The sequence below is a fragment of the Isoptericola halotolerans genome (genome assembly GCF_003003075.1).
Classification (GTDB): Bacteria; Actinomycetota; Actinomycetes; order Actinomycetales; family Cellulomonadaceae; genus Isoptericola; species Isoptericola halotolerans_A.
This window is the reverse complement of sequence record NZ_PVTX01000002.1, coordinates 396,589-421,854: the sequence shown is the minus strand read 5'-3', so window position 1 is coordinate 421,854 and position 25,266 is coordinate 396,589. Positions and strand designations below refer to the sequence as shown.

The following is a 25,266-nucleotide window of genomic DNA, read 5'->3' as shown; positions in this document are numbered from 1 at the left end:
CACAGGGGGCCGGGACGGGCGCAGAATGTTTCGGTTCAGCGGATTCAGCGAGCGCTGGGGCGCAGGATCTTGGTGCGCAGCACGGCCTCGTTCAGGCCGAGCTGGCGGTCCAGCTCCTTCGCGGTGTCCGGCGTGGACGTGAAGTCGACGACGGCGTAGATGCCCTCGGCCCGCTTGTTGATCTCGTAGGCCATACGGCGACGGCCCCAGATGTCCACGTTGTCGACGGTGCCGCCCTCGGTCTTGACGACCGTCAGCAGCTTCTCGAGCGACGGGGCTACGGTGCGCTCCTCGACCTCCGGGTCCAGGATCACCATCAGTTCGTACTGACGCATGTGTTCAACCCACCTCCTCTGGTCTCAACGGCCACGGTCTGTCCGTGGCAGGAGGGTTATTGCGTGCGTCGGCCGCGCCACCGGGTGGCACGGCCAGTCCACCAGGGTACCCGGTGCGGGCACCCCGGTGGAATTCAGGGGGTGGTGCTATCCATCACTGGCGTTGCCGAGGAGGCCACCGTCGTTGCCACCTCCACCGCCGCCACCGCCGCCGCCGCCACCGTTGCCGCCACCGCCGCCTTCCTCGTCGGTCGGCTCGGGCTCGGGCTCGGGCTCCTCGGTCTGCTCGGGGCCACGTGAGACGACGATCGTCACGGTCGAGTCAGGTGCCACCTCGGCTCCCGCGCCGGGGTCGGTGCGGATGACGTTGCCCACCGGCACGTCGTTGCTGAACTCCTCCGCGGTGGCCGCGGACAGCCCGACCCGCCGGAGCTGCTGCTCGGCAGCCGTGCGCGGCTGGCCGGCCACGTTCGGGACGGCGACCTGCTGCGGTTCGGCCGGCTGTCCGGTCGAGACCACCAGCGTGATGGTCGATCCGGCAGGGATCTTGCCACCGCCGGAGTTGACGCTGACGACCGTGCCCTTGGCGGCCTGGTCGTTCGCCGCCTGCGTCGCCACCTTCAGACCCATCTCCTGGAGCAGCGTCGTCGCCTGCGAGATGTCCATCCCGACGAGGTTGCCGGGAAGCTCCACCCACTCCGGCGTCGACTCGCTCGGTGACGGGCTGGGCGAGAAGGTGGGACGCGGCGGGGTGTACGCCGGGAACTCCTGGATCTCCTTGCCGTCGAGCGCCACCTGCATGAAATCCGTCCAGGCCGCGGCGGGCCACGTGCTACCGGTGATCTCGTCGTAACCGCCGAAGGCGTCGATCGGCTCCCGGTCGGCGAGGATCCCCTCCTCGACGTCGACCTTCTTGTATTGGCGCAGGTTCACCACCGTCGCGAGCTGCGGGGTGAAGCCGGCGAACCAGGCCGTCACGTTGTCGTTCGAGGTGCCGGTCTTGCCGGCTACCGGACGACGGGTCCCGTCCGGACCGGTCAGCTCGAGAGCGGCGCGGCCAGAGCCCTGCTCGACCACCTGGGTCATGGCGTACGTCGCCTGGGTGATGACGTCCCGTTCGAACCGCTGGTCGGGAGTCGTCTCGGGCTCCCACCGCAGCGACCCGTCGCGGTGCTCGACCCGCTCGACGACGTGCGGCTTGATGTAGTTGCCGCCGGCGGCGATCGTCGCGTACGCGGACGCGAGGTCCACCGGGTAGACGTCCGCCGTCCCGAGCACGTTCGACGGGTACGGGTCGATCTCGGTCTCCTCGCGGATCCCGAGGCGGTGCGCCACGTCGGCGGTCTTCTCGGGACCCACCTCGATGTTCAGCGCGACATAAGCGGTGTTGACCGAGTTCGCGGTCGCCTTGACCAGGTCGATCTGGCCGTAGCTCTGGAGGCCGAAGTTCGTCGGCCATTCCCTCGAGGGATCCTCTGGGTCCAGGTGGCCCGGCGAGTTGCCGTCGAACGTCTCGTTGAGCTCGTGGCCCTTCTCGAGCGCCCCGATGAGCGTGAACGGCTTGAACGTCGAGCCGCCCTGGATCCTGTCCTGGCTGGCGGTGTTGAGCGCTTGCTTGATGTAGTCCTTGCCGCCGTACAGCGTCACGACCGCGCCGTTCGACGGGTCGATCGAGACGATCGAGGCGCGGACCTTCTTGCTCGCGTCGTCGGGCATGTTCTTGACGATCTTGGCGGCCTCGCGCTGCAGCTTCGGCTTGATGGTGGTGTAGATCTGCAGACCCTTGGTCTCGATCTCCTCCTCGGTGAGGCCGTTCTTCAGCAGCTCAGCCTTGACCGCGGCCATGATGTAGCCCTTCTGGCCGCCGAGGCTGTTGCCGCCCTCTTCCTTCTCCTTGAACTCAGGGAACTCGGCGGACTGCCGCTCCTCCTCGGTGATGTAGCCCTGGTCGGCCATCCGGTTGATGCTGCGCTCCCAGCGCTTCTGCGTGACCTCGAGCTGCACCGACGGGTCGTAGTTCACCGGGGAGGGGATGATGCCGGCCAGCATCGCCGACTCCGAGTACGTCAGGTCGGCGGCGTCCTTGCCGAAGTACGCCTGCGCGGCCGCCTGGACGCCGTACGCGCCGCGGCCGAAGTAGATGGTGTTGAGGTACCGGTCCAGCACGAGCTCCTTGGACTGCTCGCGGGTGATCTTCAACGCGATGATCGCCTCCTGCGCCTTGCCCAGGATGTCCGTGGTGCTGCCCAGGTAGTAGCGCTCCACGTACTGCTGCGTGAGCGTGGACCCGCCCTGCGTGCCCCCGTCGCTCGTCAGGTTGGTCCACAGCGCGCGGGCCATGCCCTTCATGTCGACGCCGGGGTCGGTCCAGAACGACGCGTTCTCCGAGGCGACGACGGCGTCGCCCACGTAGGAGGGCAGCGTCTCGTAGTCGACGATCTCGCGCGTGATCGTCGAGTAGGAGCCGACCTCCTTGCCGTTGCCGTAGTAGACGGTGGTGGCCTGGTGGTTGACGTCGTCGAGGTTCTCCGGGATCTCGGTGGAGGTCCACGCGGCGAAGAACACGCCGGCGCCCAGGGCGAGGCAGCCCAGCATGCAGCCGACGACCACGCGCCACGAGGGCAGCCACCGCTGCACCGGGTTCTTGCCCCGGCGCGGGTAGTTCCAGAAGCGACGTCTGCGCTTGCTCGCCACGTCCCAGCCTTTCGATTGCGGAGGTCCTCGGAGGAGTCCCGCCCCCTGCGGGCACGAGGAACCACAGGGAACACTAGGGGATCGACCCGCGTGACTGTCCAGGCTCGCCCGGCCCTGACGCGGTTCCACGCCGACCGTCCCCAGACCCTCACAGGCCGCTCCACCGGGCCTTCACAACTCGTGGCCCGACGGCGGACGGGCGCGTCCCGTTGCTCGCACCGGTCGGCAGGTCCTATCCTGACGATGTATCGACTCGATACAACGAGTCATCAGACATGACCGGCACGTGCAGCACGGAGCGAAGGAGGGCAGCCGGGTGCGCAGTCGCTCGAACGTCCTCGAGACGGCCATCCTCGGCCTGCTCAGCTCCGCACCGCTGCACGGCTACGAGCTGCGCAAGCGCCTCAACCTGCTCCTGGGGTCCTTCCGGGCGTTCTCGTACGGCACCCTCTACCCGGCGCTGAAGTCGCTGGTGGCGCGGGGCCTCATCGAGACCGTCGACCCGGACCCCGAGGCCCTCCCCCGGGCCGCCGCACGGGCCGGCGCGTCGAGCGCCACCGGGCGGACGCCGTCGGGCACGAAGCCGTTGACGGGGCGCCGCGGGCGTATCGTGTACCGGCTCACTGCCGACGGCAAGGAGCACCTCCAGACCACTCTCTCCTCCGCGGGCCCCGCGGCCTGGGAGGACGAGAGCTTCGACGTCCGGTTCGCGCTGTTCGCGCAGACGGACGCCGAGACCCGCCTCCGCATCCTCGAGGGCCGGCGCACCCGGCTGACCGAGCGCTTGGAGGCGGTCCGGGAGTCCGCAGCCCGGACCCGTGAACGGCTCGACGAGTACACGCTCGAGCTGCAACGGCACGGGCTGGAGCAGGTCGAGCGCGAGGTGCGCTGGCTCGACGGGCTCATCACCACCGAGCGCGACCGCGCGAGCAGCCGCGACAAGACCGCCGGGACGCACGACGTCCCGGCCACGAGAAACAAGGAGCGAGGATGACCTCCGTCCGCGTTGCCATCGTCGGCGTCGGAAACTGTGCATCGTCCCTGGTCCAGGGTGTGCACTACTACCGCGACGCCGACCCGTCCGACACCGTCCCGGGTCTCATGCACGTGCAGTTCGGTGAATACCACGTGCGCGACCTCGAGTTCGTGGCGGCGTTCGACGTCGACGCGAAGAAGGTCGGCTTCGACCTGGCCGAGGCGATCCACGCCTCGGAGAACAACACCATCAAGATCGCGGACGTGGCGCCCACGGGCGTCATGGTCCAGCGCGGTCCGACGCTCGACGGCCTCGGCGACTACTACGCCGCGACGATCGACGAGTCCGACCGTGAGGCCGTCGACGTCGTGCAGGCGCTCAAGGACGCCCGCGTGGACGTCCTCGTCTCCTACCTCCCGGTGGGCTCCGAGGAGGCCGACAAGTTCTACGCCCAGTGCGCCATCGACGCGGGCGTCGCGTTCGTCAACGCCCTGCCCGTGTTCATCGCCTCCGACCCCGTCTGGGCGAAGAAGTTCGAGGACGCCGGCGTGCCGATCGTCGGTGACGACATCAAGTCCCAGGTCGGCGCGACGATCACGCACCGCGTGCTCGCGAAGCTCTTCGAGGACCGCGGCGTGGTGCTGGACCGTACGTACCAGCTCAACGTCGGCGGCAACATGGACTTCAAGAACATGCTGCAGCGCGACCGGCTCGAGTCGAAGAAGGTCTCGAAGACCCAGGCCGTGACCTCCAACCTCACCGGCGCGCTCGGTGGCAAGACGGAGGACCGCAACGTCCACATCGGGCCGTCGGACTACGTGGCCTGGCTCGACGACCGCAAGTGGGCGTACGTCCGCCTCGAGGGTCGCGCGTTCGGCGAGGCCCCGATCAGCCTCGAGTACAAGCTCGAGGTGTGGGACTCCCCCAACTCGGCCGGCATCATCATCGACGCCATCCGCGCCGCGAAGATCGCGAAGGACCGCGGCACCGGCGGGCCGATCCTGTCGGCGTCGACGTACTTCATGAAGTCCCCGCCCGTGCAGATGGAGGACACCGAGGGCCGCCGGCACCTGGAGGCCTTCATCCGCGGTGACGTGGAGCGATAGTCCGTAGCGAGCCTGCGAGCGCAGGACGATCGCGACCATCCAGGTGGAGCGCTGACCTGGAGCGAGCCCGGCGCGAGGTAGTAGCTCGCACGCCGAGGTAGTGGACGACGCGCCGAGGTAGTACTACCTCGGCGCGTCCCGCACTACCTCGGCGCGTCCCGCACTACCTCGGCGCCCCTCGCGCTACCTCGGCCGACGCCGCGCTACCTCGCGCCTCGTCCCTGGGCGACGGGACCGACGTCGCCGAGCGCTCCATCCTCCGCAGGACCGACGTGAAAGGCTGGCCTGCGTGGGCGCCCTCAGCGAGACCTGGCAGGACCTGCGCGCTCTGCTGCGCCTGTCGGGCTTCCGGCGGCTCTTCGCTGTGCGCCTGGTCTCCCAGGCCGGTGACGGCATGTTCCAGGTGGGTCTGGCGTCGCTGCTGTTCTTCTCCCCGGAGCGGGCCGGGACGGCGGCGGGCGTCGCGGGCGCGTTCGCGATCATGCTGGCCCCGTTCACGCTCGTCGGCCCGTTCGCCGGCGTGCTGCTGGACCGGTGGCGCCGCCGGCAGGTGCTCGCCGTCGGCAACCTGGTGCGGTTGGTCCTCACGGGCGCGATGGCGGCCGTGATGCTGACCGGAGGCCTGTCGGGCGCGGGCGAGGCCGTCGTGATCGTCCTGGGGCTGACCGCCCTGAGCGTCAACCGGTTCCTGCTCGCTGCGCTGAGCGCGGGACTCCCCCGCGTCGTCGACGGACCCCTGCTCCTCACCGCGAACTCGCTGACGCCCACGCTGGGCGCCGGAGCGGTGTTCCTCGGCGGGGGCGTCGGCTTCCTCCTGGGGCTCGGCCTCGCGCCCGGCCGGATGCACGACGCCGCGGCGCTCGTCTGCGCGTCCGTCGTCTTCGGTGTGGCCGGCCTGCTGGCGCTGCGCCTGGGCCGCGACCAGCTCGGTCCCGAGCACCCGGTCCGCGGGCGCCTCGGGGCGGAGATCGCCGCGGTCGCCCGCGGCCTGGTCGACGGCGCCCGGTACCTCGTCGCCCGACGGACGCCCGGGCAGGGCCTGCTCGTCATGGCCGCGCACCGGTTCCTCTACGGCGTCGTGTTCATCGCGGCGATCCTCATCTCGCGCAATCTGCTGGCCGAGCCGGGCGACACGTCGGCCGGCCTGGCGAACTTCGCCCTCGTCATCGCGATGACGGGCGTCGGCGGCGCCTGCGCGGTCCTCATCACCCCGGTGCTGTCCCGCCGCACGGGTCCGCAGGGCTGGATCGTGTGCATGCTGCTGCTCGCGGCGGCCTCGCAGCTTCTGCTGGCCACGACGCCGTCGCGCACCGTGGTCCTCGTCGGTGCGGGCCTGCTGGGGCTCGCCGCGCAGAGCGCCAAGATCGCCGTCGACACCATCGTCCAGCGCGACACGCACGACGACTACCGGGGCCGCGCGTTCGCGTTCTACGACGTGCTCTACAACGCGGCGTTCGTCGGCGCCGCCGTCCTCGCCGCGTTCGCGGTGCCCGACGACGGCTGGTCGCGGGGGCTGTTCGTCCTCCTGGCGCTGGCCTACCTCGCCGTCGCGGCGCTGATGTGGTTCCGCGGCGCGCGCCACCCCGCCGAGGTCGACCTCCCCCGCTCCCCGGCGGCGCGGTGAGGTCCACGCCGCGAGGCGTGACGGCGCGCACGTGGACAGGTGGACGCGCGCGACGCAAGATATAGCCGTCCGGACGGTCGAGCAGACGGCCGCCGGTGCTTCAGGACGAGAGGTACCCGATGACGCAGCACGCGACGTCGTCGCCGGCCGGCACGACACCCAGCACGATGGTGCTGCCCGATCTCGTCGACCCCGTGCAGGCCGCCACCGGTGGCGCGGTGCTGCTCCTGGACACGGCGAGCCAGATGGTGGTGGACGCCAACCGGGTCGCTTCGCGCCTGGCCGGCGGCATGGGCATCCCGTCGTCGTTCGGCTCGTGGTGCACGGCCGCGGGCATCATCCCTGCGTTCGAGACGCCGCAGAGCACCCCGGAGGCGATCTTCGCCGCGCTGCGTGAGGGTCGCGGGATCGCCGTCCGCTCGACCCGCCGTGGCCAGGACGGCGTCTCGTGGGCGGTGGGGCTGCCCCTCGTCGGCGCACCGGACCACCTCGCGGACCGCGCGCTCCTCGTGCTGCTGCCGATCGCCGGGCTCGACGAGCCCTCGGACCGCGACAACTCGTTGGACGGGCTCCAGATGCGGGCCGCCGTCGCGAGCCACCTGAGCTTCACCATCTCGGACCCGACCCTGCCGGACGACCCGCTGATCTGGGTGAACCCCGCGTTCTGCGAGGTGACGGGCTACACGGCGGAGGAGGTCCTCGGCCGCAACTGCCGGTTCCTGCAGGGTCCCGGCACCGACCCCGGTGCCGTGGCGCGCATCCGCGCAGCGATCGAGGCGGGCGAGGCCGTCGGCGAGACCCTGCTCAACCACCGCAAGGACGGCACACCGTTCTGGAACCAGGTGGTGGTCTCCCCGGTGCACGACGAGCAGGGGCGGATCACCCATCACGTCGGCATCCAGGCCGACGTGACCGAACGCATCCACGCCGAGCGCCGGCACGTGCTCGAGCTCGACGAGGTCAACCGCGAGAACCAGCGGCTCAGCCTGCTCGCCACGATCACGCAGGCGCTCGTCGACCTCTTCGACGAGGACTCCGGCGCCGCTCTCCTGCCCGAGCTGGTCGCCCCGCACTTCGGGACCTGGTGCGCCGTCGTGGTCGTGGACGACACGGGCGAGCCACGGCTCGTGCACGGCGCGGCGCGCGACCCGGAGCGTGCGGCGGACATCGCGGTGCTCGAGCGCTCGCACCGCTGGGTCCGCGAGTCACCCTCCGTCCTGCACGTGCTGTCGGCGCACCACAGCCAGGTGCCGGCACCGTTCCCGGTCCAGGTCGACACCTTGCCGAGCCGCACAACGCCGGAGGAGCTGGCCGCGCTGGAACGGCTGGGCCTCGGCAGCGCCCTCGTCGTCCCGCTGCGCGGCCGGGACCGCCACACCGGCGTCCTGGTCGTGGTCAGCGAGGACGAGGACGCCTTCTCCGGCGACGACCTCCACGACATCGTGGCGCTGGGTGCCCGCGCCGGGCTCGCGCTCGACAACGCCCGCCTGTACCACCGGGAGCACGAGGCGGCGCTGACGCTGCAGCGGAGCCTGCTGCCCGAGATCGTCGCCGCACCGGGGCTGGACTGCGCCACGCTGTACGACCCGGCGTCCGACGGCGCGGACGTCGGCGGCGACTGGTACGACGTCGTGCCGCTGCCCACCGGGCGCGTCGCCGTCACGGTCGGCGACGTCGTCGGCCACGACGTCCGGGCGGCCGCGTCCATGGGTCAGCTGCGCTCGGTGATCCGCAGCGAGGCGTGGTCCGGCCGGTCGCCCGCCGAGGTGGTCTCCGGGATGGACGAGCTGGTCCGGGGTCTGGGGATGGCGGACATCGCGACGTGCGTGTTCGCGCTGGTCGACCTGCCCGACGAGCACGGCTCGCGGCGGATCACCTACACGCGGTCGGGGCATCCGGCTCCGCTGCTGCTGCGGGTCGACGGGACCGTCGAGCACCTGGACGGCGCCCTCACCACGCCCATCGGCGTCTCGACCATCCACGAGGAGGTGCCGCAGGCCGAGGCCGTCCTGCACCCCGGCGACGTCCTCGTGCTGTTCACGGACGGGCTGGTCGAGCGGCGGGACCGCCCGCTGCGCGCCCAGCTGGAGAACCTGGCCACCTGCGCCGGGGAGATCGAGCAGGGGATGGACGCGGCCGGCATCCGTGACGCGATCGTCGAGGTGTGCGCGGACGGCACGCGCGAGGACGACACCTGCCTGCTGGTGGTGCGCAACACGCCCGGCTCCGACGGCGCCTCCTGACGGCGGCTGACGACGCTTCCTGACGGGACCCGTCGGCCCCTCCGATGAGTCCGGCGACGAAATCAGGTCGACCCCCCGCGGGGGAATACCGCACCCTGGTGACGACTTGAGTTGACGGGTCAGTCCGTGCGCAGCGTCGCCCGCGGTCGGAAGGCATCGACGAACCGGAGGGGACACATGTCTGTACGCACCACCGAGGCTCCGCCCGGTCCCACCCCGACGGACGGCGACCGCCTGCCTCGTGAGCACGTGCGCGTCATCGCCCTGCTCCTGGTCTCCGCGTTCGTCGTGATCCTCAACGAGACCACCATGGGCGTCGCCCTGCCGGCGGTCATGGAGGAGTTCGACATCCCGGAGTCGTCCGGGCAGTGGCTGACCACGGGGTTCCTGCTGACCATGGCCGTGGTCATCCCGTCCACGGGCTGGCTCCTGCAGCGGCTCGGCACGCGCGGCGCCTTCATCCTCGCGATGTCCCTCTTCACGACGGGCACGTTCCTCGCGGCGATCGCGCCGGTCTTCGGCCTGCTCGTCGCCGCCCGGGTGGTCCAGGCGTCGGGCACGGCGATCATGATGCCGCTGCTCATGACCACCGTCATGAGCACCGTGCCCCCGCACCGCCGCGGGCGCGTCATGGGCAACGTGTCGCTGGTGATCGCGGTCGCCCCGGCGCTCGGCCCGACCGTCTCGGGCGGCGTCGTCACCGCTCTGGGCTGGCGTGAGGTCTTCTGGGTCGTGCTGCCGATCGCGGCCGTGTCGCTGCTCCTCGGGTCCCTGCTCGTCCGGGACGTCGCCGACCGCGCGCGCACCCGCCTCGACCCGCTGTCCCTGCTCCTCGCGGCGGTGGCGTTCGGCGGCCTGGTGTACGGACTCTCGGCCCTCGGCGAGGCCGCGCAGCACGACCTCCCGCTCTCCCCGGCCGTCCCGCTCGTGGCGGGCGCGGTGTTCCTGGGGCTGTTCGTGTGGCGCCAGCTCGTGCTGCAGCGCACCGACTCCGCGCTGCTCGACCTGCGGGTGTTCCGCGCCCCGGGCTTCTCCGTCGGCCTGTCGGTCATGGCGGTGAGCATGATCGCGATGTTCGGCATGATCATCGGCCTGCCGCTCGTGCTCCAGCGCGGGATGGGTCTGGACGCGCTGACCGCCGGCCTGCTCATGCTGCCCGGAGGACTCCTGATGGGCCTGCTCGGCCCGGTGGTCGGCCGCCTCTACGACCGCGTCGGCCCGCGGCCCCTGGCCATCCCCGGGGTGGCCGCCGTCGGCGTCGCGATGCTCCTCTTCGCGTCGTTGTCGCCGACGTCGCCGCTGTGGCTGGTCGTCGTGGGGCACCTCGTGCTGAGCCTGGGTCTGGCGTTCATCTTCACGCCGACCTTCACCTCGGCGCTCGGCGGCCTCCGGCCCGGTCTCTACTCGCACGGTTCCGCCGCGATCACGACGGTCCAGCAGCTCGCGGGCGCCGCGGGCACCGCGATGTTCGTCGCGCTGCTGACGCTGCGCAAGGTGACGCTGCTCGACGCCGGCGCCACGGAGGCGGAGGCCACCGCGGGTGGTGCACAGCTCGCCTTCACGGTGGCGGCCGTCGTCATCGTCGGGGCGCTCGTCCTGGCCACGCGCCTGCGCAAGTCGGAGGCCCCGCAGCCCGCGCCCGCGCACTGAGGTCGCTCGCCGGACGTCGCCCTCCCTACCGCGCGACGTCCGGCGCCACGGCACCGGCGAGCGGCTTGCCCCGCCGGGCGCGGGCCGCCACCCGGAAGGCGGGGGCGAGCGCGACGACGCCGAGCGCGAGCAGCGCCGGCACCGCGAACGCCCAGCGCAGGCTCGTGAGCTCCGCGATCCCGCCGACGAGTCCGGCGCCGAGCACGAACCCGACGTAGTTGAAGAGGTTCACGCGCGCGACGGCCACACCGGTCTCGTCGAGCGCGCCCGCGACCGAGAACGACAGCGGCACCACGACGCTGAGCCCCAGACCGGTCGCGGCGAAGCCGAGGATCGCGACCCAGGGCACCGGGGCGAGCGCCACCAGCCCGAGGCCCGTCGCGCCGACGAGTCCGCCCACCGCGACGGGCCGCACCGGGCCGAACCGGTTGACCTGTGCGTCCGCCGCGAGCCGGCCCAGGAGCTGGCAGCCCAGGTAGGCGGCCAGCCCCAGCGGGGCCACCTCCCCCGCGCCGCCCAGCACGTCGGCGATGTACTTGGTGGACCAGCTCGAGGCCGCGGAGTCCGCCAGGTAGACGATGGCGACGGCGGTGCCGACCAGCAGGATCGGCCGCCACGGCACCCGCACCGCCGGGTCCTCGCCGGTGGCCGACGACGCGACGTCCGCCCCGTGGTCCACCAGCAGCGGGGCCGCGGCGAGATCCACCACGACCGCCACCGCCGCGACCAGTCCGAGCCCGGCGACGAGCCCCCAGTCCAGGGAGTGGGCGAGGACGGCCGCCAGCGCGCCGAGGATGCCGCCGATGCTCCACGCGCCGTGGAACGAGTTGAGCAGGCTGCGCCCGTACCGTCGCTCGACCGCGACTCCCTGCATGTTCATCGTCGCGTCCACCACGCCGAGCAGCAGCCCGACGAGCGCGACCACCGGGTAGAGGACCGCCGCCGACGGCGCCAGAGCCGTCCCGAGGACGGCCAGGGCGACGAGCGGGCCAGCCAGCCGCAGGAGCACCGCGCTGCCCGTCCGCGGGGCCAGGTGGCCGGCGAGGACGCTGCCGACGCCCGCCACCACGGGCACCACGAGCAGGACCAGGGTCAGCTCGGCGTCCGAGATCCCGAGGCCGTCCTGGAGCGTCGGCACCTGGGCGAGCAGCCCGGCGAAGCAGAGCCCCTGGACAAGGTAGTACGCGGTCGCCCCCGCACGTGCCCTGCGATCGGTCCCCATGCCCGGCCTCCGCTCGGCGGGTCCCGCAGGACGCGGCGACCTCGCGAGCCCACCCTAGGGCCGGGCCGTCACGCCTGGCGAGCCTCCCACCAGGCCGTCAGCTCCGCCGTCGCGCGCTCCGTGCCGAGCGGGCCGTGCTCCATGCGCAGCGCGAGGAGGTGCTTGTACGCCGCGCCGACGTCCGGTCCGGCGCCGATGCCGAGGATCTCCATGATCTGCGTCCCGTCCAGGTCGGGCCGGATCGAGTCGATCTCCTCCTGCTCGCGCAGCGCCGCGATGCGCTGCTCGAGGTCCGTGTAGGCGTCCGCGAGGCGCTTCGCCTTGCGCCGGTTGCGGGTGGTGCAGTCCGCGCGGGTGAGCCGGTGCAGCCGCTCGAGCAGGGGGCCGGCGTCGGTGACGTACCGACGCACCGCCGAGTCGGTCCAGGCGCCGTCGCCGTAGCCGTGGAACCGCAGGTGCAGCTCGACGAGCCGCGCGACGTCCTTGACCACCTGCTTCTCGAACTTCAGGGCCCGCAGACGCTTGGCCACCATCTTGGCCCCGACCACCTCGTGGTGGTGGAAGCTGACGCCGCCACCCGGCTCGAACCGGCGCGTCGGGGGCTTGCCGATGTCGTGCAGGAGGGCCGCGAGCCGGAGCACGAGGTCCGGCGCGGGCACCGCCCCGTCCGGTCCCGTCTCCTGGGCGATGGCCTGGTCGAGCACGATGAGGGAGTGCTCGTAGACGTCCTTGTGCCGGTGGTGCTCGTCGATCTCGAGGCGCAGCGCGGGCAGCTCGGGCAGCATCTGGTCGGCGAGGCCGGTCTCCACGAGGACCTGCAGACCGGCGCGGGGCGAGGGCGCGCACAGCAGCTTGGTCAGCTCGGCCTGCACCCGTTCCGCGGAGACGATGTCGAGCCGCGGCGCCATGTCCACGATCGCGGCGCGGGTCGCCGGCTCGACGTCGAACCCGAGCTGGGCGGCGAACCGCGCCACCCGGAGCATCCGCAACGGGTCGTCGTCGAACGAGCGCTCCGGGGCGATCGGGGTGCGCAGCACCTTCGCCGCCAGGTCCGTGAGACCCCCGAACGGGTCGACGAAGGTCAGGTCCGGCAGGCGCACCGCCATGGCGTTGACGGTGAGGTCGCGCCGGGAGAGGTCGCCGTCGAGCGAGTCGCCGAACGCCACGACGGGCTTGCGGGAGGCGGGGTCGTACTCGTCGGTGCGGTAGGTGGTCACCTCGACGACGACGTCCGCCGCGTCGTCGCCCGCGCCGCGCGCGAAGCGCCGGGCCCCGATGGTGCCGAACTCCTTGCCGATGTCCCAGTGGGCGTCGCCCCAGCGGGCGAGGAGCTGCTGGGTCTCGTCGGGCGAGGCGGACGTCGCGAAGTCCAGGTCGGCGCTGCCGCGGCCGAGGAACGCGTCGCGGACCGGGCCTCCCACGAGGGCCAGCTCGTGCCCGGCGGCGGCGAAGACCTCACCGAGCTCGATGGCGGCGGGAGCCATCTGGGTCAGCACGCTCAGGGCTCGGTGGAGGAGCTGGGCGGGGGCGGGGTTCGCAGGGGTCGACACGACGTCCCATCCTCCCAGATCGCGGCGCCGTCCGCGTCGGTGACGACCACCCGGTCCGGTTGTTCTGTTTGTCCTGGTTCGTCACTGTCAGGCGGACCGGGGTTCGGCACGGTCCGGGTCGTCGGGATGCCTCGACGAACTCGGTAGGGTGTGCGCATGTCTTCTGCGGCACCGGCGCCAGGCGCTTCCGACGGGCGCCCGCCCGTGCCGGTGCCCGTCCCGCCCGGCGGACACCCCCTGCGGGTCGACCCTGCCCGCCGGCAGGGCAGCCCGTCCGCCCCCGCGACACCCCCGGTGGGGAGCCTTCCCTCGGGTCACCTGCCCGTGGTGGACGAGACCTCCGCAGGTGGTCTCGTCGTCGAGCGCCACGTCTCGGGCCACCGGGCCGCGGTCATCCTGCGGCGCAACCGCGCCGGACGGCTCGAGATGTGCCTGCCGAAAGGCCACCTCGAGGGGCGCGAGACGCCCGAGGAGGCCGCGGTCCGCGAGATCCACGAGGAGACGGGCATCGTCGGGACGGTGCGCAGCACGCTGGGCGTGATCGACTACTGGTTCAGCGGTGAGGACCGTCGGGTCCACAAGGTGGTGCACCACTTCCTGCTGCGGTCGGAGGGCGGGGTCATCACCGCCGCCGGCGACCCGGACGGCGAGGCCGAGGACGCCTGCTGGGTCCCGCTCCACGAGCTGCCCGACCGCCTCGCGTACCCCAACGAGCAGCGCCTCGCCGCCACGGCGTTGCAGACGCTGTCCGACAGCCCGGAGCTCGTCGAGTGAGGCCCCCCGCGTGATCATGTCCCGTGCCGCGGTGGTGCTCCCCCGCGCCGTCGCCGTCGTCGTGGCCGCCCTGATGCTGGCCGGTGCGCTCGTCGCCCTCCCGCTCGCCGCCGCCGTGCCGTCGTCCGCGGCCGTGCGCGACGGCGTCACGGTCGACATCGTGGACATGTCTCCCACGGTGGTGGGCCCGGACCAGACGCAGGACGTCACGGTCCGCGTCACGAACGACTCGGGGGCCGCGCTGACCGGGCTGCAGGCCGACCTGGGCGTGGGCTGGCGCGAGGTCTCGGCGCGGTCCACCGTGGCGGCGTGGGCGGACGACGACTCGACGCGCACGGCGGCGCGCCAGCTCAGCCTGCCGATGGACGACCTCCCCGCGGGCGAGTCGGCCGAGGTGACCTTCGAGCTGGGCGTCTCCACCCTCCAGCTCGGCGTCGACGCCCCCTGGGGCCCCCGGCAGCTCTCCGTCGAGGTGCGTGACGACGGCGGCACCATCGACGTGCTGCACTCCTTCATGCTCTACGACCCGGACGGCGGGACCGGCGACGCCGGGTCGACGGCACCGGCACCGGTGGACCTGGCGGTGGTCGCCCCGCTGACCGGACCGCCCCTGGACCCGGCCGCGCCGGACGAGTACAACTCGACCATCGCGGAACGTACAACCGAGGACGGCGCCTACGAGGCGCTCCTGTCCGCTGCCGGCGCAGCCGACCTGCCGCTCTCCCTCGCGGTCGACCCGGCCGTCGTCGCCACGGCCGCCACCTCCTCCGACGAGCAGCTCAGCTCCTGGGCCAGCAGGTTGCAGCGCCCCGGTGCGGCCGACGTCGTCACCCTCCCGCCGTACGACACCGACCTCGCCGCCCTGGCGCACGCGGACGTCCAGCCGAGCGGCCTGCGCACCGTCACCACGCAGACCGGCCTGGTGCCGAGCGACTGGACGGCGCCCGACGCCTGGAGCACCCGGATCGGCTGGCCCGCGGGCACCGCCGACCTCGACACCCTCGCCGCCGCCCGGTCCGCCGGGACCCAGCACGTCCTCGTCACCGACGGCCTCGAACCGCGGATCGGTGTCACCGCCTCGGCCACCACCACCGTGCCCACCGCTGCGGGCGACGTGGCGGCCGTCGTCGCGGACCACGCTCTCGGCGGGGCCCTCGCCGCGAGCACCGCAGGCTCCGGGAGCGCGACGCCGGCCGCCACCCAGCGCCTGCTCGCCGACACCGCGGTGCTCGCCATGGCTGCCGCCGAGTCCGGGCGCCCCGTCTCCGTGGTCGCCGCGATGCCGCGGGAGTGGTCGCCGGACGTCGAGACCTACACCGCCGTCACGTCCGCCCTCGCGGGGCAGTCCTGGGTCGACGCGGTCGCCCTGACGGACGTCCTGGCCGAGGAGCCCACCGACGCCCCGCGCACCCCCCTCGAGCAGCGCGTCGTCGACGACGCCGAGCTGCGGCCCGGAGCCGTGCAGACCCTCGTCGACGAGCTGGACGGTCTCGCGTCCTTCGCCACCGTCGCCGCGGACCCCGCCGCGCTGACCGCCGACGTCGACCGCGACCTCGTCGCCCCGCTCGCCGTCGCCTACCGCCAGGACCGGGACGCCCGGGACGCCGCCATCCTCCTCGCCGGGGAGCGCGCCGACCAGCTCCAGTCCGGGATCCGGGTCATCGGGCGGGCCGACGTCCTCCTGATCAGCGACACCGGCAACCTTCCCGTCCGGGTGCGCAACGACCTGCCGGTCGACGCCACCGTGACGGTGACCCTCAAACCGGACGACCCCCGGCTCATCGTCGAGACCTCCCCCACCGTCGTGGTCCCCGCCGGCGAGTCCCGCGACGCCGAGGTCCGCGTCCGGGCCATCGGCTCGGGCGACGCGAACCTCGAGGTGAACGTGCTCGCGCCGAGCGGTGCCGCGGTCACGGCCCCGACCGAGTTCGCCGTCCAGGTCCGCGCCGGCTGGGAGACCGTCGGCACGTCGGTGATGGCCGTCGGGGTGGGACTGCTCTTCCTCGCAGGAATCTGGCGTACCGTGCGACGCGGCCGGTCCGACCGTCGTACCACCGCCGAGGTCGCCGAGACGGTGGCGCCGCAGGAGCCCCCGACGCACCGACCGCCGACACACTCACCGGAGGACCCGCAGGCATGACCGCCGAGAACCCCGACCCGGCCGCGCCGGGCCCCCTCCCCGACGACGCCCGACCCGCGCCGGCCGGGCCGTCGTCGTCGGGCTCCGGGGTTCGCCGGCCCAGCCTCGGCCGGGGTTCGGTCGCCATGTCCCTGGGCACGGCGGCGTCCCGGGCCTCCGGGCTGGTGCGGTCCATGCTGCTGGTCGCGTGCGTCGGCGCGGTCGGCACCGTCGCGGACGCCTTCGACATCGGCAACAAGCTCCCCAACGTGCTGTTCGCCCTGATCTCCGCGGGCGTGCTGCAGGCCGTGCTCATCCCGCAGATCCTGCGGGCGATGAACGCCGAGAACGCGCGGGAGCGGCTGGACAAGCTGCTGAGCCTCTCCGGGCTCGGGCTCCTGCTGCTCACGGCGGTCCTCGTCGTCGCCGCGCCCCTGATCGTGTGGGCGTACACCACCAGCGACGCCTGGTCGGACGACGCGCGCCACCTCGCGACCGTCTTCGCGTACTGGTGCATCCCTCAGGTCTTCTTCTACGGCCTGTACATGCTGCTCGGCCAGGTGCTCAACGCCCGCGGCCGGTTCGGTGCCTACGGCGTCGCCCCGGTGGCGAACAACGTCGTCTCGGTGCTGGGGTTCGGCGCCTTCCTGCTGGTGTGGGGCACCGCCCCCGACCGCGGCATCACCGACCTGTCGACCTGGACGACGCCGATGACGGTGCTGCTCGCCGGCACCGCCACCCTCGGGATCGCCGCCCAGGCGCTGGTCCTGGTCGTCGCGCTGCGCCGGTCCGGGTTCGCCTGGCGGTTCCGGCTCGGGGTCCGGGGCATCGGTCTGCGCGCGGCGGGCAACGTCGTCGGGTGGACGCTCGGTGCCGTCGTCCTCGAACAGCTCGGCGTCCTGTTCCTCACCAACGTGCTCGGCCGCGGGGCGCGCGCCGTCGAGGCGACCGGAGAGGTCGCCGCCGGCAACATGGCCTACACGCAGGCCATGACCATCTACCTGCTGCCCCACTCGCTGGTCATCGTGTCGATCGTGACCGTCCTCTTCCCGCGCATGACGGCGGCGGTCCAGGCCGGCAACCTCCCGGCGGTGCGCGCGGACATGTCGCTCGGCCTCCGGTCGGCCGGCATCTTCTCCGTCATCTCGGCAGCGGTCCTGTTCGTCCTGGCGAGCCCGCTCACCGGGGCGCTGCTGCCGTCGCTGAGCGCCGCCGAGGTCGACGCGATCGCCCCCATCCTGCGGGCGATGTCCCTCGGGCTGGTCGCGCTCGGGGCCACCGTGCTGGTCCGCCGCATGTACTTCGCCTTCGAGGACGGCCGCGGCCTGTTCCTCATCCAGATCGCCGCCACGGTCACGCTGGTCGCCGCGCTGGCCGTCGCCGTCGCCGTCCTGCCCGAGCAGTGGTGGGCGGTCGCCGGCGGCGGCGCGTTCGCCCTCTCCACCTGGGTCTCGCTGCTGCTGCGCCTGCGCGGCATGAACCGCAAGCTGCACGGCATGGACGGCGGGCGCGTGCTGCGCCTCTACGTCCGCGCCGCCCTCGCCGCCGTCGTCGCCGGGGTCCTCGGCTGGGGCGTCGTCCTCCTGATGGACGGCGGGGCGGCGTCCTGGCCGCACGCCGTGCTCATGACGGCGGCCGGCGGCCTCGTGATGGTCGCCGCCTACCTGGGCATGCTCAAGCTGCTCCGCGTCCGCGAGCTCGACGACGCCCTGGCCCCGATCCTGCGACGCCTGCGCCGAGGCGCACGATGACAGGACCTCTGACCAGCACTTCGCTCTACCATGGTCCGATGGCACGGACCACCGGCGCATCCCGCCGGAGCCCACTCTCCCACCACACCCCCACGGAGGCGTCCAGGTGAGCACCGTCCAGCCCGGGACCGTCATGGTCGATCGTTACCGGCTGACCCAGCCCGCGAGCACGGACCTGGCGACGGCGGAGGCGTGGGAGGCCCACGACCAGATCCTCGACCGGCCCGTGCGAGTCACGTTCGTCGACGGTCCGCAGGCCGCCTCCGCGCTCGACGCCGCACGCCGCGCAGCACTGGTCGCCGACAACCGCCTCTGCCGGGTGCTCGACGTCGGCACCACCGACCTCGGCGCGGGCGACCGTTCCTACGTCATCACCGAGCCCTTCGCCGGTGAGTCCCTGACGCAGATCGTCTCCCGCGGGCTGGTGGACGCCCAGCAGGCCCGCGCCCTCATGGGAGAGGCCGCGACCGCCCTGGAGGCCGCTCGCCAGCGCGGGGTGCACCACTGCGCGCTGCGCCCCGAGGCGGTGCGCGTCGACGGGCACCGCGTGGTCGTCACCGGACTCGGTATCGACGCCGGCCTCGCCGGGATCGAGCCCACGGACACCCAGGCCGCAGCGGCGGACGCCCGGGGCCTCGTGGCTCTCGGCTACTACGCGCTCACCGCACGCTGGGCCGCCGACAGCCTCGAGGTCCCCTGGATCGCCCCGGACGCCGTCCGTCCGCTGCCCGCCCAGACCGGACCCGACGGCGTCGTCCCGGTCTCGGAGCTCGTGCCGCACGTCGACGAGGAGATCGACGTGCTGGTCCGCCGCACCTTCACCGGGGACGATGCCGGCGCCCCGGCCACGCCCGCCGACGTCGTCGCCGCGCTCGAGCCCTGGGGGCAGGTCTCCGTCGTGGCCGCCCTCCCCCGGTTCGTGCAACCGCCCGAGCGGCCGGTCCGCTCGTCCGTCCTGGGTGCCGGCAGCCCCGCCGGGAACGGCCCGCGCCCGGGGACGCCGCCGCCGGCACCGCCGGTGCGCCGGCCGTCCTCCGGGGGCCGGATCGCCCGGGCCGGGACGGTCGGTGCCGGTGCGGGCGCCGTGGCCGGCGCCGCTTACGGACAGCCGCCCGCGCAGGGTGCGGTGCCCCCGCCCCCCGGCCAGCCGGGCTACGGGCAGCCTGCCCCCTACGGCCAGCCCCCGGTCCCGCCGCCGGGCCAGGGTCCGAACGGGTACGCGCAACCCGCCGCACCCGGCCAGCCGCCGACGGGTGCCTACGGACAGCCGGCGACCGGGGCGCAGGGCGTCCCGCCGTCGGAGGGCAACCCGCCGACGGGCGGCTTCGCCTCGACCGCCGCACCCAAGAAGCGTGGCGTCAACCCGACGCCGATCGTGCTCGGCGTCCTGCTCGTCGGCGTCGTGCTCGCCGCCGTCTGGGCGATGGCCCAGGCCTTCACGCCCTTCAGCTCCGAGCCTCCGCCCGAGGTCCAGGCCTCGCAGGAGGCCACCGCCGGGACCGAGCCGACGGAGACGTCGGACGGCGGCACGGAGCCGGAGCCGACGGAGTCCGAGACGCCCGAGGTACGGCCCATCATCGAGACCGGCGAGCAGCTCGACCCCGCCAGCGACGGAGAGCACCCGGAGGCCGTCGAGCTGGCGTACGACGCCGACCCGTCCACGTTCTGGTTCACGCGGACCTACTACAACAACCCTGTCTGGGGCGGCTTCAAGGAGGGCGCCGGCTACGGCGTCGAGCTGCGCGAGCCGGCACCCGTCTCCCAGGTCGACCTGAGCACGAACGGCAGCGGCGGCACCTGGCAGCTGCGCTCGACCAGCCTGGATGACCCGACCGGCGGCGACCTGCTCGCCGAGGGCTCGTTCTCCGAGGACACCACGATCGAGCTCGACGAGCCGGTCATCGTCGACTCGCTGGTCCTGTGGATCACGGAGCTCCCGGACACGGACAAGGCCGACGAATACCGCCTCGAGCTGAACGAGATCACGCTGTCCTGAGCCCTGGAACATCACCGATGCCCCGGGTGTTGACCCCTGGTGCCGGCCCGCGCCGGCACCGAACCGAACCGCAGGAGTTGATGTGACCGACCAGCCGACCCCCCCGGCCAGCACGGACGCCGCGCTGCACGACATCGTCATCGTCGGTTCCGGCCCCGCCGGGTACACCGCCGCCATCTATGCCGCACGGGCCGGCCTGGCGCCGATCGTCGTCGCCGGGTCTGTCACAGCGGGTGGTGCCCTCATGAACACCACCGAGGTCGAGAACTTTCCCGGCTTCCCGCCCGGGATCCAGGGACCGGACCTCATGGAGGCGATGCGCGAGCAGGCCGAGAAGTTCGGTGCGAAGGTCCTCTGGGACGACGCCGAGACGCTCGACCTCGCCGGGGACGTCAAGACCGTCGTCACGGGCGGCGGCGAGACGTTCCGCTCCCGGACCGTCATCCTCGCGACCGGGTCCGCGTACCGCGAGCTCGGCCTGCCCGAGGAGAAGAAGCTCTCGGGCCGCGGCATCTCCTGGTGCGCGACGTGCGACGGTTTCTTCTTCCGCGACCAGCACGTCGCCGTCGTCGGTGGCGGTGACTCCGCGATGGAGGAAGCGACCTTCTTGACCCGCTTTGCGTCGAAGGTCACGATCGTCCACCGGCGCGACGCGCTGCGCGCGTCCAAGATCATGGCCGACCGCGCCCTCGCCGACCCCAAGATCGACTTCGCGTGGAACAGCGAGGTCGTGGGCATCGACGGTGAGGACAAGCTCTCCGGCGTCCGCCTGCGGGACACGGTCACCGGTGCCGAGCGAGACCTCGACGTCACCGGGCTTTTCGTCGCCATCGGGCACGACCCGCGCAGCGAGCTGCTCGCCGGCCAGGTCGACCTGGACGACGAGGGCTACGTGCTCGCGGAGGGCCGATCCACCCGGACGAACCTGCCCGGCGTCTTCGCCTGCGGCGACCTCGTCGACCACACCTACCGCCAGGCGATCACCGCCGCGGGTTCTGGCTGCTCCGCCGCCCTCGATGCGCAGGCCTACCTCTCCGAGCTGGCAGACCTCGCGACCGCGCCCGACCCGGAGCAGCTCCCGGCCGCGCTCGACGCCGTCTGACCACCACCACGCATACCGAAGGAGTCTCCATGCCTACTGTCGCCGTCACCGACGACACCTTCCAGTCCGAGGTCCTCGAGTCCGACGTTCCCGTCCTGGTGGACTTCTGGGCCACCTGGTGCGGACCCTGCCGCATGGTCGCACCCATCCTCGAGGAGCTCTCCGAGGAGTACGAGGGCAAGGTGAAGATCGTCAAGCTCGACACCGACGCCAACCAGGCCACCACCATGGCCTACGGCATCACGTCGATCCCGACGCTCAACGTCTACTCGGGTGGTGAGGTGGTCAAGTCGATCATCGGCGCCCGGCCCAAGCGTGCGCTGGCCGAGGAGATCGACGGCGTCCTCGCCTGACACTCCCCCGCTGCAGACGGCCGCCCTGGTTCTCCGGAACCAGGGCGGCCGTTCTGTTTCTCCGGCACTTCGGAATCCCGGTGAGTCGACGACGGTGGCGGACTGACTCATGCTTGTCGAATAGCCGCCGTTTCACGTGAAACATCGCCGCGCCCGGGCTGTTTCACGTGAAACAGCCGGTCCCTCGCGCCGGCGAAACCGCCCCGTACCCACTCCTCTCACATGGAAACGGCCCGGTCTGTGTTTCACGTGAAACACAGACCGGGCCTTTCGCCTTTGGAGGCGCGCTACGAGGGCGCGAAGCCGGGATCCTCCGGAGCCATCACGGCCAAGATGCGATTGAGGTCCTCGACGGAGGCGAACTCCACCGTGACCTTGCCCTTGGTCTTGCCCAGGTTGACCTTGACCCGCGTCTCGAACCGGTCGGAGAGCCGCGTGGCGAGCTCATCCATCGCCTCGCTGCGCTGCCCGGCGCGTGGGGCGCGCGCGGCCGGCTGCTCGTCGGACCCCTCGGCCAGCAGCGTCACGACCTCTTCGGTGGCCCGCACCGACAGCCCCTCCGAGACGATGCGCTGCGCCAGCCGCTCGATCTCGGCACCATCGCTCAGGCCCAGCAAAGCACGGGCGTGACCGGCGGAGAGAACTCCCGCAGCGACCCGTCGCTGCACGAGAGGAGGCAGCTTCAGCAGCCGGAGCGTGTTCGAGATCTGCGGACGCGACCGCGCGATCCTCGTCGCCAGCTCCTCGTGGGTGCAGCCGAAGTCGTCCAACAGCTGCCGGTAGGCCGCAGCCTCCTCCAGCGGGTTCAGCGCGGCCCGGTGCAGGTTCTCCAGCAGCGCATCGCGCAGCATGTCGGAGTCGTCGGTGGAACGGATGATCGCCGGGATCGTGTCGAGCCCGGCCTCCTGCGCGGCACGCCAGCGCCGTTCACCCATGATGAGCTCGTACCCGGCAGAGGCGTCCGGGTCGGGTCGCACGACGATGGGCTGCAGCACGCCGATCTCGTTGATCGACTCGACCAGCTCGTCCAGCTCACCCTCGTCGAACACGCTGCGGGGCTGCCGCGAGTTCGGCCGAATTTGTTCCACCGGCACCTCGGCGAAACGCGCACCCGGGACGGGCACGAGGCCGTCCTCGTCGTGCGGGTGCTCCTCGCCCACGTCCTGCGCGAAGGTTTCGCCAGCCTCGCCGCTCCGTGCCGCCCCATCGGATCCGGGTGCGTCCTCGGTCGCCTCCGTAGCGGACGCCGGATCGTCCGGAGCGTCGTGCTCCCTGATCTCGATGGTGCCCAGCGACTCATACCCCGCGCCCGCGTCCCGGCCCGCCTCCGACTCCAGCCTGCCGGCGAGTCCCGCCAGGGCGGACACAGGGTCCGAGGCGTCCTCTGCTCGAGATCCCCCGTTGATGCTCAGCCGACCACCGGCGATGGCCGAGTCCCACGATGCCGAACGCCGACCGCCCCGGTCCGCGCTGGCCGACGACGCCTCCGAGGCCCGCTCCGACCTCTCGCCCCCCCGGTCGTCGTCGGGTGCCGTCATGACAGCACCGGGCGCTTCCTGCTCCTCGTCCCGCTGCGGGAAGAACACGTCCACCGGCTTCTCCTGCGGTGGTCCCTGGGGGATCAGCGCCCCGAGTCCACGGCCGAGCCCTCGCTTCTTCTGGCTCATGATCCACCAGCCTCCTGGTTCCGTCCGGGTGTCGGCCCGTGTTCGTGGTGTCGCGGCATCGCGTCCCTGACCGGTCGCGGCTCGCCGTCCTGCCTCGATGCTACGCGCATCATTGCAGGTCAGCGCGCTGGGCGGAGTGCTCGGACATCTCCCGTGCCGCCTCGAGGTACGCCAGTGCGCCGGTCGAACCGGGGTCGTAGGTCATCACCGTCTGCCCGTAGGAGGGCGCCTCGGAGATGCGCACGGACCGCGGGACCGTCGTGCGCAACGTCTGATCCGGGAAGTGCTGCCGAACCTCAGCGGCCACCTGCTGCGCCAGGTTGGTGCGACCGTCGTACATCGTCAGGAGGATCGTGGAGACCACGAGCTCCGGGTTCAGGTGTGCCTTGATCAGTTCGATCGTCTTCAAGAGCTGGCTGAGTCCCTCCAGCGCGTAGTACTCGCACTGGATCGGAATGAGCACCTCGCGGCCGGTGACGAAGGCGTTGACGGTGAGCAGACCGAGGCTGGGAGGGCAGTCCACGAACACGTAGTCGATCGGATCCTCCCCTCGCGCGGTCCGCTCGTCCAGGTACCTGTCGAGCGCCTTGCGAAGCCTGGTCTCTCGAGAGACCAGGGAGACCAGCTCGATCTCCGCGCCCGAGAGATCGATGGTGGCCGGGACACCCCACAGGCCGTCCACGTCCGGGCATGCCTGCACTGCCGACGCGATCGGCTCGTCCTCGACGAGCACCTCATAGATCGACGGAGTGCCCGCGCGGTGCTCGATACCCAGCGCCGTCGAGGCGTTTCCCTGCGGGTCGTTGTCGATGACGAGAACCTTCAGGCCGGCTCGCGCCAGGCCCGCGGCCAGGTTGACCGTCGTCGTCGTCTTGCCGACGCCGCCCTTCTGATTCGCCACCGTGATGATCCGCGTCCGCTCTGGCCGGGGGAACCTCCGACCATCGAGGTCGATCCGCCGGCGCGCGTCCAGCGCAAGCTGTGCCGCCAGGGGTGTGTCCTCATCCACCTGGGGAACCGATGAGATGAGAGCCTCGCGATGAAGATCGCCACCCCGCTCGGTCGAATTGCCGCCGTGCCAGGACGACGATGTTGTTTCACGTGAAACATCGGCGTCGTAGGCCTCGGGGGTGCTCCAGGTACCGTCCTCGGACGAGGCGTCCTGGCGGTCGGCGCTCATGCTCACGGGTCGTTCCTCCAGGTCGCGTCGCACGTCGATGCAGTTCCGCGCTCACTCTACGGCCTCGCACCGACGTGTGCGGCGGTGACACCCGCCCTCGTGGCACGTCACTCGGAGACCACGTCAGACGTCAGCGGCCCGGCATGTTTCACGTGAAACATGCCGGGCCGCCGGGTCGTCCACGGCGACCAGGTCGGGCCGGTCGCCGGGTGTCGGTCTACTTCCGCCGCACCCTGAGCACCGTGGTCGACTCCACGCCGTCGATGGTCCGTCCCTCCAGGATCTCCGGTTCGCCGACCGTGAGCTTGCGGAGGATCTTGCGCGCCGGCTCGATCTCCTGCTCCACGTTCCGCCCCTTGAGGATCACCAGCTCGCCCCCGGACCTCACGAGCGGGAGGCTGATCCGCGCCAGCTTCGACAGTGCAGCCACCGCGCGCGACGTCACAGCATCGACCTCCAGCGCGCCGTCGTACTCCTCTGCGCGGCCCCGCTTCACCTCCACGTTCGCCAGTCCTAGATCTGCGACGACCTCCTCGAGCCAGGTCGTGCGGCGCTCCATGGGCTCGATGAGATGCACCTGGGCGTCGGGTCGCAGGATCGCGATGACGATCCCCGGCAGCCCGGCTCCGGATCCGATGTCAGCGACCGATCCAGCCGAGGCGAGGAACGGGACGACCGCTGCCGAGTTGAGGATGTGCCGCTCCCAGAGCCGGTCCACCTCACGCGGACCGATCAGTCCCCGGACCTCCCCCTCGTCCCGCAGTCGAGCATGGAAGCGGGAGACCGCGTCGTAGTGCTCGCCGAAGTAGTCGCGTACCGCCGCGCTCGTCCCCATGACCTCGTCCGTGTCCACCATGCGCACCATCCTGTCACTTGACCTGAGTCGTCCAGACGCGACGGGGCCCGCTGTTTCACGTGAAACAG

At 72.1% G+C, this 25,266-nt stretch carries 18 protein-coding genes; 11 read left to right on the top strand and 7 right to left on the bottom strand.

Features of this window, described 5'->3' with window-relative positions; genetic code table 11:
• Window positions 1-44 precede the first annotated feature (44 nt).
• Window positions 45-335 carry a 30S ribosomal protein S6 gene (gene rpsF / locus BCL65_RS05170; protein WP_106265813.1) on the bottom strand — a complete coding sequence of 97 codons (291 nt, stop codon included), beginning with the start codon at window positions 333-335 and terminating at the stop codon, window positions 45-47.
• Between the two features lie 147 nt (window positions 336-482).
• The gene (locus BCL65_RS05165; RefSeq protein ID WP_106265811.1) at window positions 483-3,029 is read right to left on the bottom strand and encodes a transglycosylase domain-containing protein; all 2,547 of its coding nucleotides are present in this window, start codon (window positions 3,027-3,029) and stop codon (window positions 483-485) included.
• A gap of 316 nt (window positions 3,030-3,345) precedes the next feature.
• On the opposite strand from BCL65_RS05165, the gene BCL65_RS05160 reads away from it, so the two are divergent.
• The 5 genes from BCL65_RS05160 to BCL65_RS05140 all read left to right on the top strand — a co-directional run bounded on the left by BCL65_RS05160 (window position 3,346) and on the right by BCL65_RS05140 (window position 10,628).
• Entirely contained in the window at window positions 3,346-4,023 is a 678-nt protein-coding gene (locus BCL65_RS05160) for a PadR family transcriptional regulator (protein ID WP_106265970.1), read from the top strand.
• On the top strand, window positions 4,020-5,111 hold the full coding sequence (locus tag BCL65_RS05155; protein WP_106265809.1) for an inositol-3-phosphate synthase: 1,092 nt from the start codon (window positions 4,020-4,022) through the stop codon (window positions 5,109-5,111). The genes BCL65_RS05160 and BCL65_RS05155 overlap by 4 nt, the downstream gene beginning before the upstream one ends.
• Window positions 5,112-5,400: 289 nt before the next feature.
• Complete coding sequence (locus tag BCL65_RS05150) at window positions 5,401-6,735, top strand: MFS transporter (RefSeq protein WP_106265807.1); 1,335 nt, start codon at window positions 5,401-5,403, stop codon at window positions 6,733-6,735.
• A gap of 119 nt (window positions 6,736-6,854) precedes the next feature.
• A complete protein-coding gene (locus BCL65_RS05145) occupies window positions 6,855-8,978 on the top strand; it encodes a SpoIIE family protein phosphatase (protein WP_243400753.1) in 2,124 nt (707 codons plus the stop codon).
• A gap of 177 nt (window positions 8,979-9,155) precedes the next feature.
• Window positions 9,156-10,628 (top strand): DHA2 family efflux MFS transporter permease subunit, encoded by a 1,473-nt coding sequence (locus BCL65_RS05140; protein ID WP_106265805.1) that lies wholly within the window; start codon window positions 9,156-9,158, stop codon window positions 10,626-10,628.
• A gap of 25 nt (window positions 10,629-10,653) precedes the next feature.
• Here the strand turns inward: BCL65_RS05140 and BCL65_RS05135 are convergent, their stop codons facing one another.
• Both BCL65_RS05135 and BCL65_RS05130 read right to left on the bottom strand, forming a co-directional pair.
• Window positions 10,654-11,850 carry an MFS transporter gene (locus BCL65_RS05135; protein ID WP_106265803.1) on the bottom strand — a complete coding sequence of 399 codons (1,197 nt, stop codon included), beginning with the start codon at window positions 11,848-11,850 and terminating at the stop codon, window positions 10,654-10,656.
• 68 nt (window positions 11,851-11,918) lie between these two features.
• A complete protein-coding gene (locus BCL65_RS05130) occupies window positions 11,919-13,400 on the bottom strand; it encodes a CCA tRNA nucleotidyltransferase (RefSeq protein WP_258176893.1) in 1,482 nt (493 codons plus the stop codon).
• A gap of 156 nt (window positions 13,401-13,556) precedes the next feature.
• Here BCL65_RS05130 and BCL65_RS05125 point away from each other — a divergent pair, with 156 nt between their 5' ends.
• The 6 genes from BCL65_RS05125 (at window position 13,557) to trxA (ending at window position 21,495) form a co-directional block, all read left to right on the top strand.
• On the top strand, window positions 13,557-14,174 hold the full coding sequence (locus BCL65_RS05125) for an NUDIX hydrolase (protein WP_106265801.1): 618 nt from the start codon (window positions 13,557-13,559) through the stop codon (window positions 14,172-14,174).
• 16 nt (window positions 14,175-14,190) lie between these two features.
• Window positions 14,191-16,314 (top strand): DUF6049 family protein, encoded by a 2,124-nt coding sequence (locus BCL65_RS05120; protein ID WP_243400775.1) that lies wholly within the window; start codon window positions 14,191-14,193, stop codon window positions 16,312-16,314.
• Complete coding sequence (murJ, locus tag BCL65_RS05115) at window positions 16,311-18,044, top strand: murein biosynthesis integral membrane protein MurJ (protein WP_106265798.1); 1,734 nt, start codon at window positions 16,311-16,313, stop codon at window positions 18,042-18,044. Before BCL65_RS05120 ends, murJ begins: the two co-directional genes overlap by 4 nt.
• Before the next feature lie 106 nt (window positions 18,045-18,150).
• Window positions 18,151-20,040 (top strand): hypothetical protein, encoded by a 1,890-nt coding sequence (locus BCL65_RS05110; RefSeq protein WP_106265796.1) that lies wholly within the window; start codon window positions 18,151-18,153, stop codon window positions 20,038-20,040.
• Between the two features lie 82 nt (window positions 20,041-20,122).
• Complete coding sequence (gene trxB, locus BCL65_RS05105; protein WP_106265794.1) at window positions 20,123-21,142, top strand: thioredoxin-disulfide reductase; 1,020 nt, start codon at window positions 20,123-20,125, stop codon at window positions 21,140-21,142.
• 29 nt (window positions 21,143-21,171) lie between these two features.
• Window positions 21,172-21,495 (top strand): thioredoxin, encoded by a 324-nt coding sequence (trxA, locus tag BCL65_RS05100; RefSeq protein ID WP_106265792.1) that lies wholly within the window; start codon window positions 21,172-21,174, stop codon window positions 21,493-21,495.
• Window positions 21,496-21,782: 287 nt separating this feature from the next.
• On the opposite strand, the gene BCL65_RS05095 is transcribed toward trxA, so the two are convergent.
• The 3 genes from BCL65_RS05095 to rsmG all read right to left on the bottom strand — a co-directional run bounded on the left by BCL65_RS05095 (window position 21,783) and on the right by rsmG (window position 25,198).
• Window positions 21,783-23,162, bottom strand: a complete 1,380-nt coding sequence (locus BCL65_RS05095; protein WP_106265790.1) for a ParB/RepB/Spo0J family partition protein — start codon at window positions 23,160-23,162, stop codon at window positions 21,783-21,785.
• A 109-nt stretch (window positions 23,163-23,271) separates the two neighbouring features.
• The gene (locus BCL65_RS05090) at window positions 23,272-24,342 is read right to left on the bottom strand and encodes a ParA family protein (protein WP_106265965.1); all 1,071 of its coding nucleotides are present in this window, start codon (window positions 24,340-24,342) and stop codon (window positions 23,272-23,274) included.
• Between the two features lie 217 nt (window positions 24,343-24,559).
• Window positions 24,560-25,198 carry a 16S rRNA (guanine(527)-N(7))-methyltransferase RsmG gene (gene rsmG, locus BCL65_RS05085; RefSeq protein ID WP_106265789.1) on the bottom strand — a complete coding sequence of 213 codons (639 nt, stop codon included), beginning with the start codon at window positions 25,196-25,198 and terminating at the stop codon, window positions 24,560-24,562.
• Window positions 25,199-25,266 lie beyond the last annotated feature (68 nt).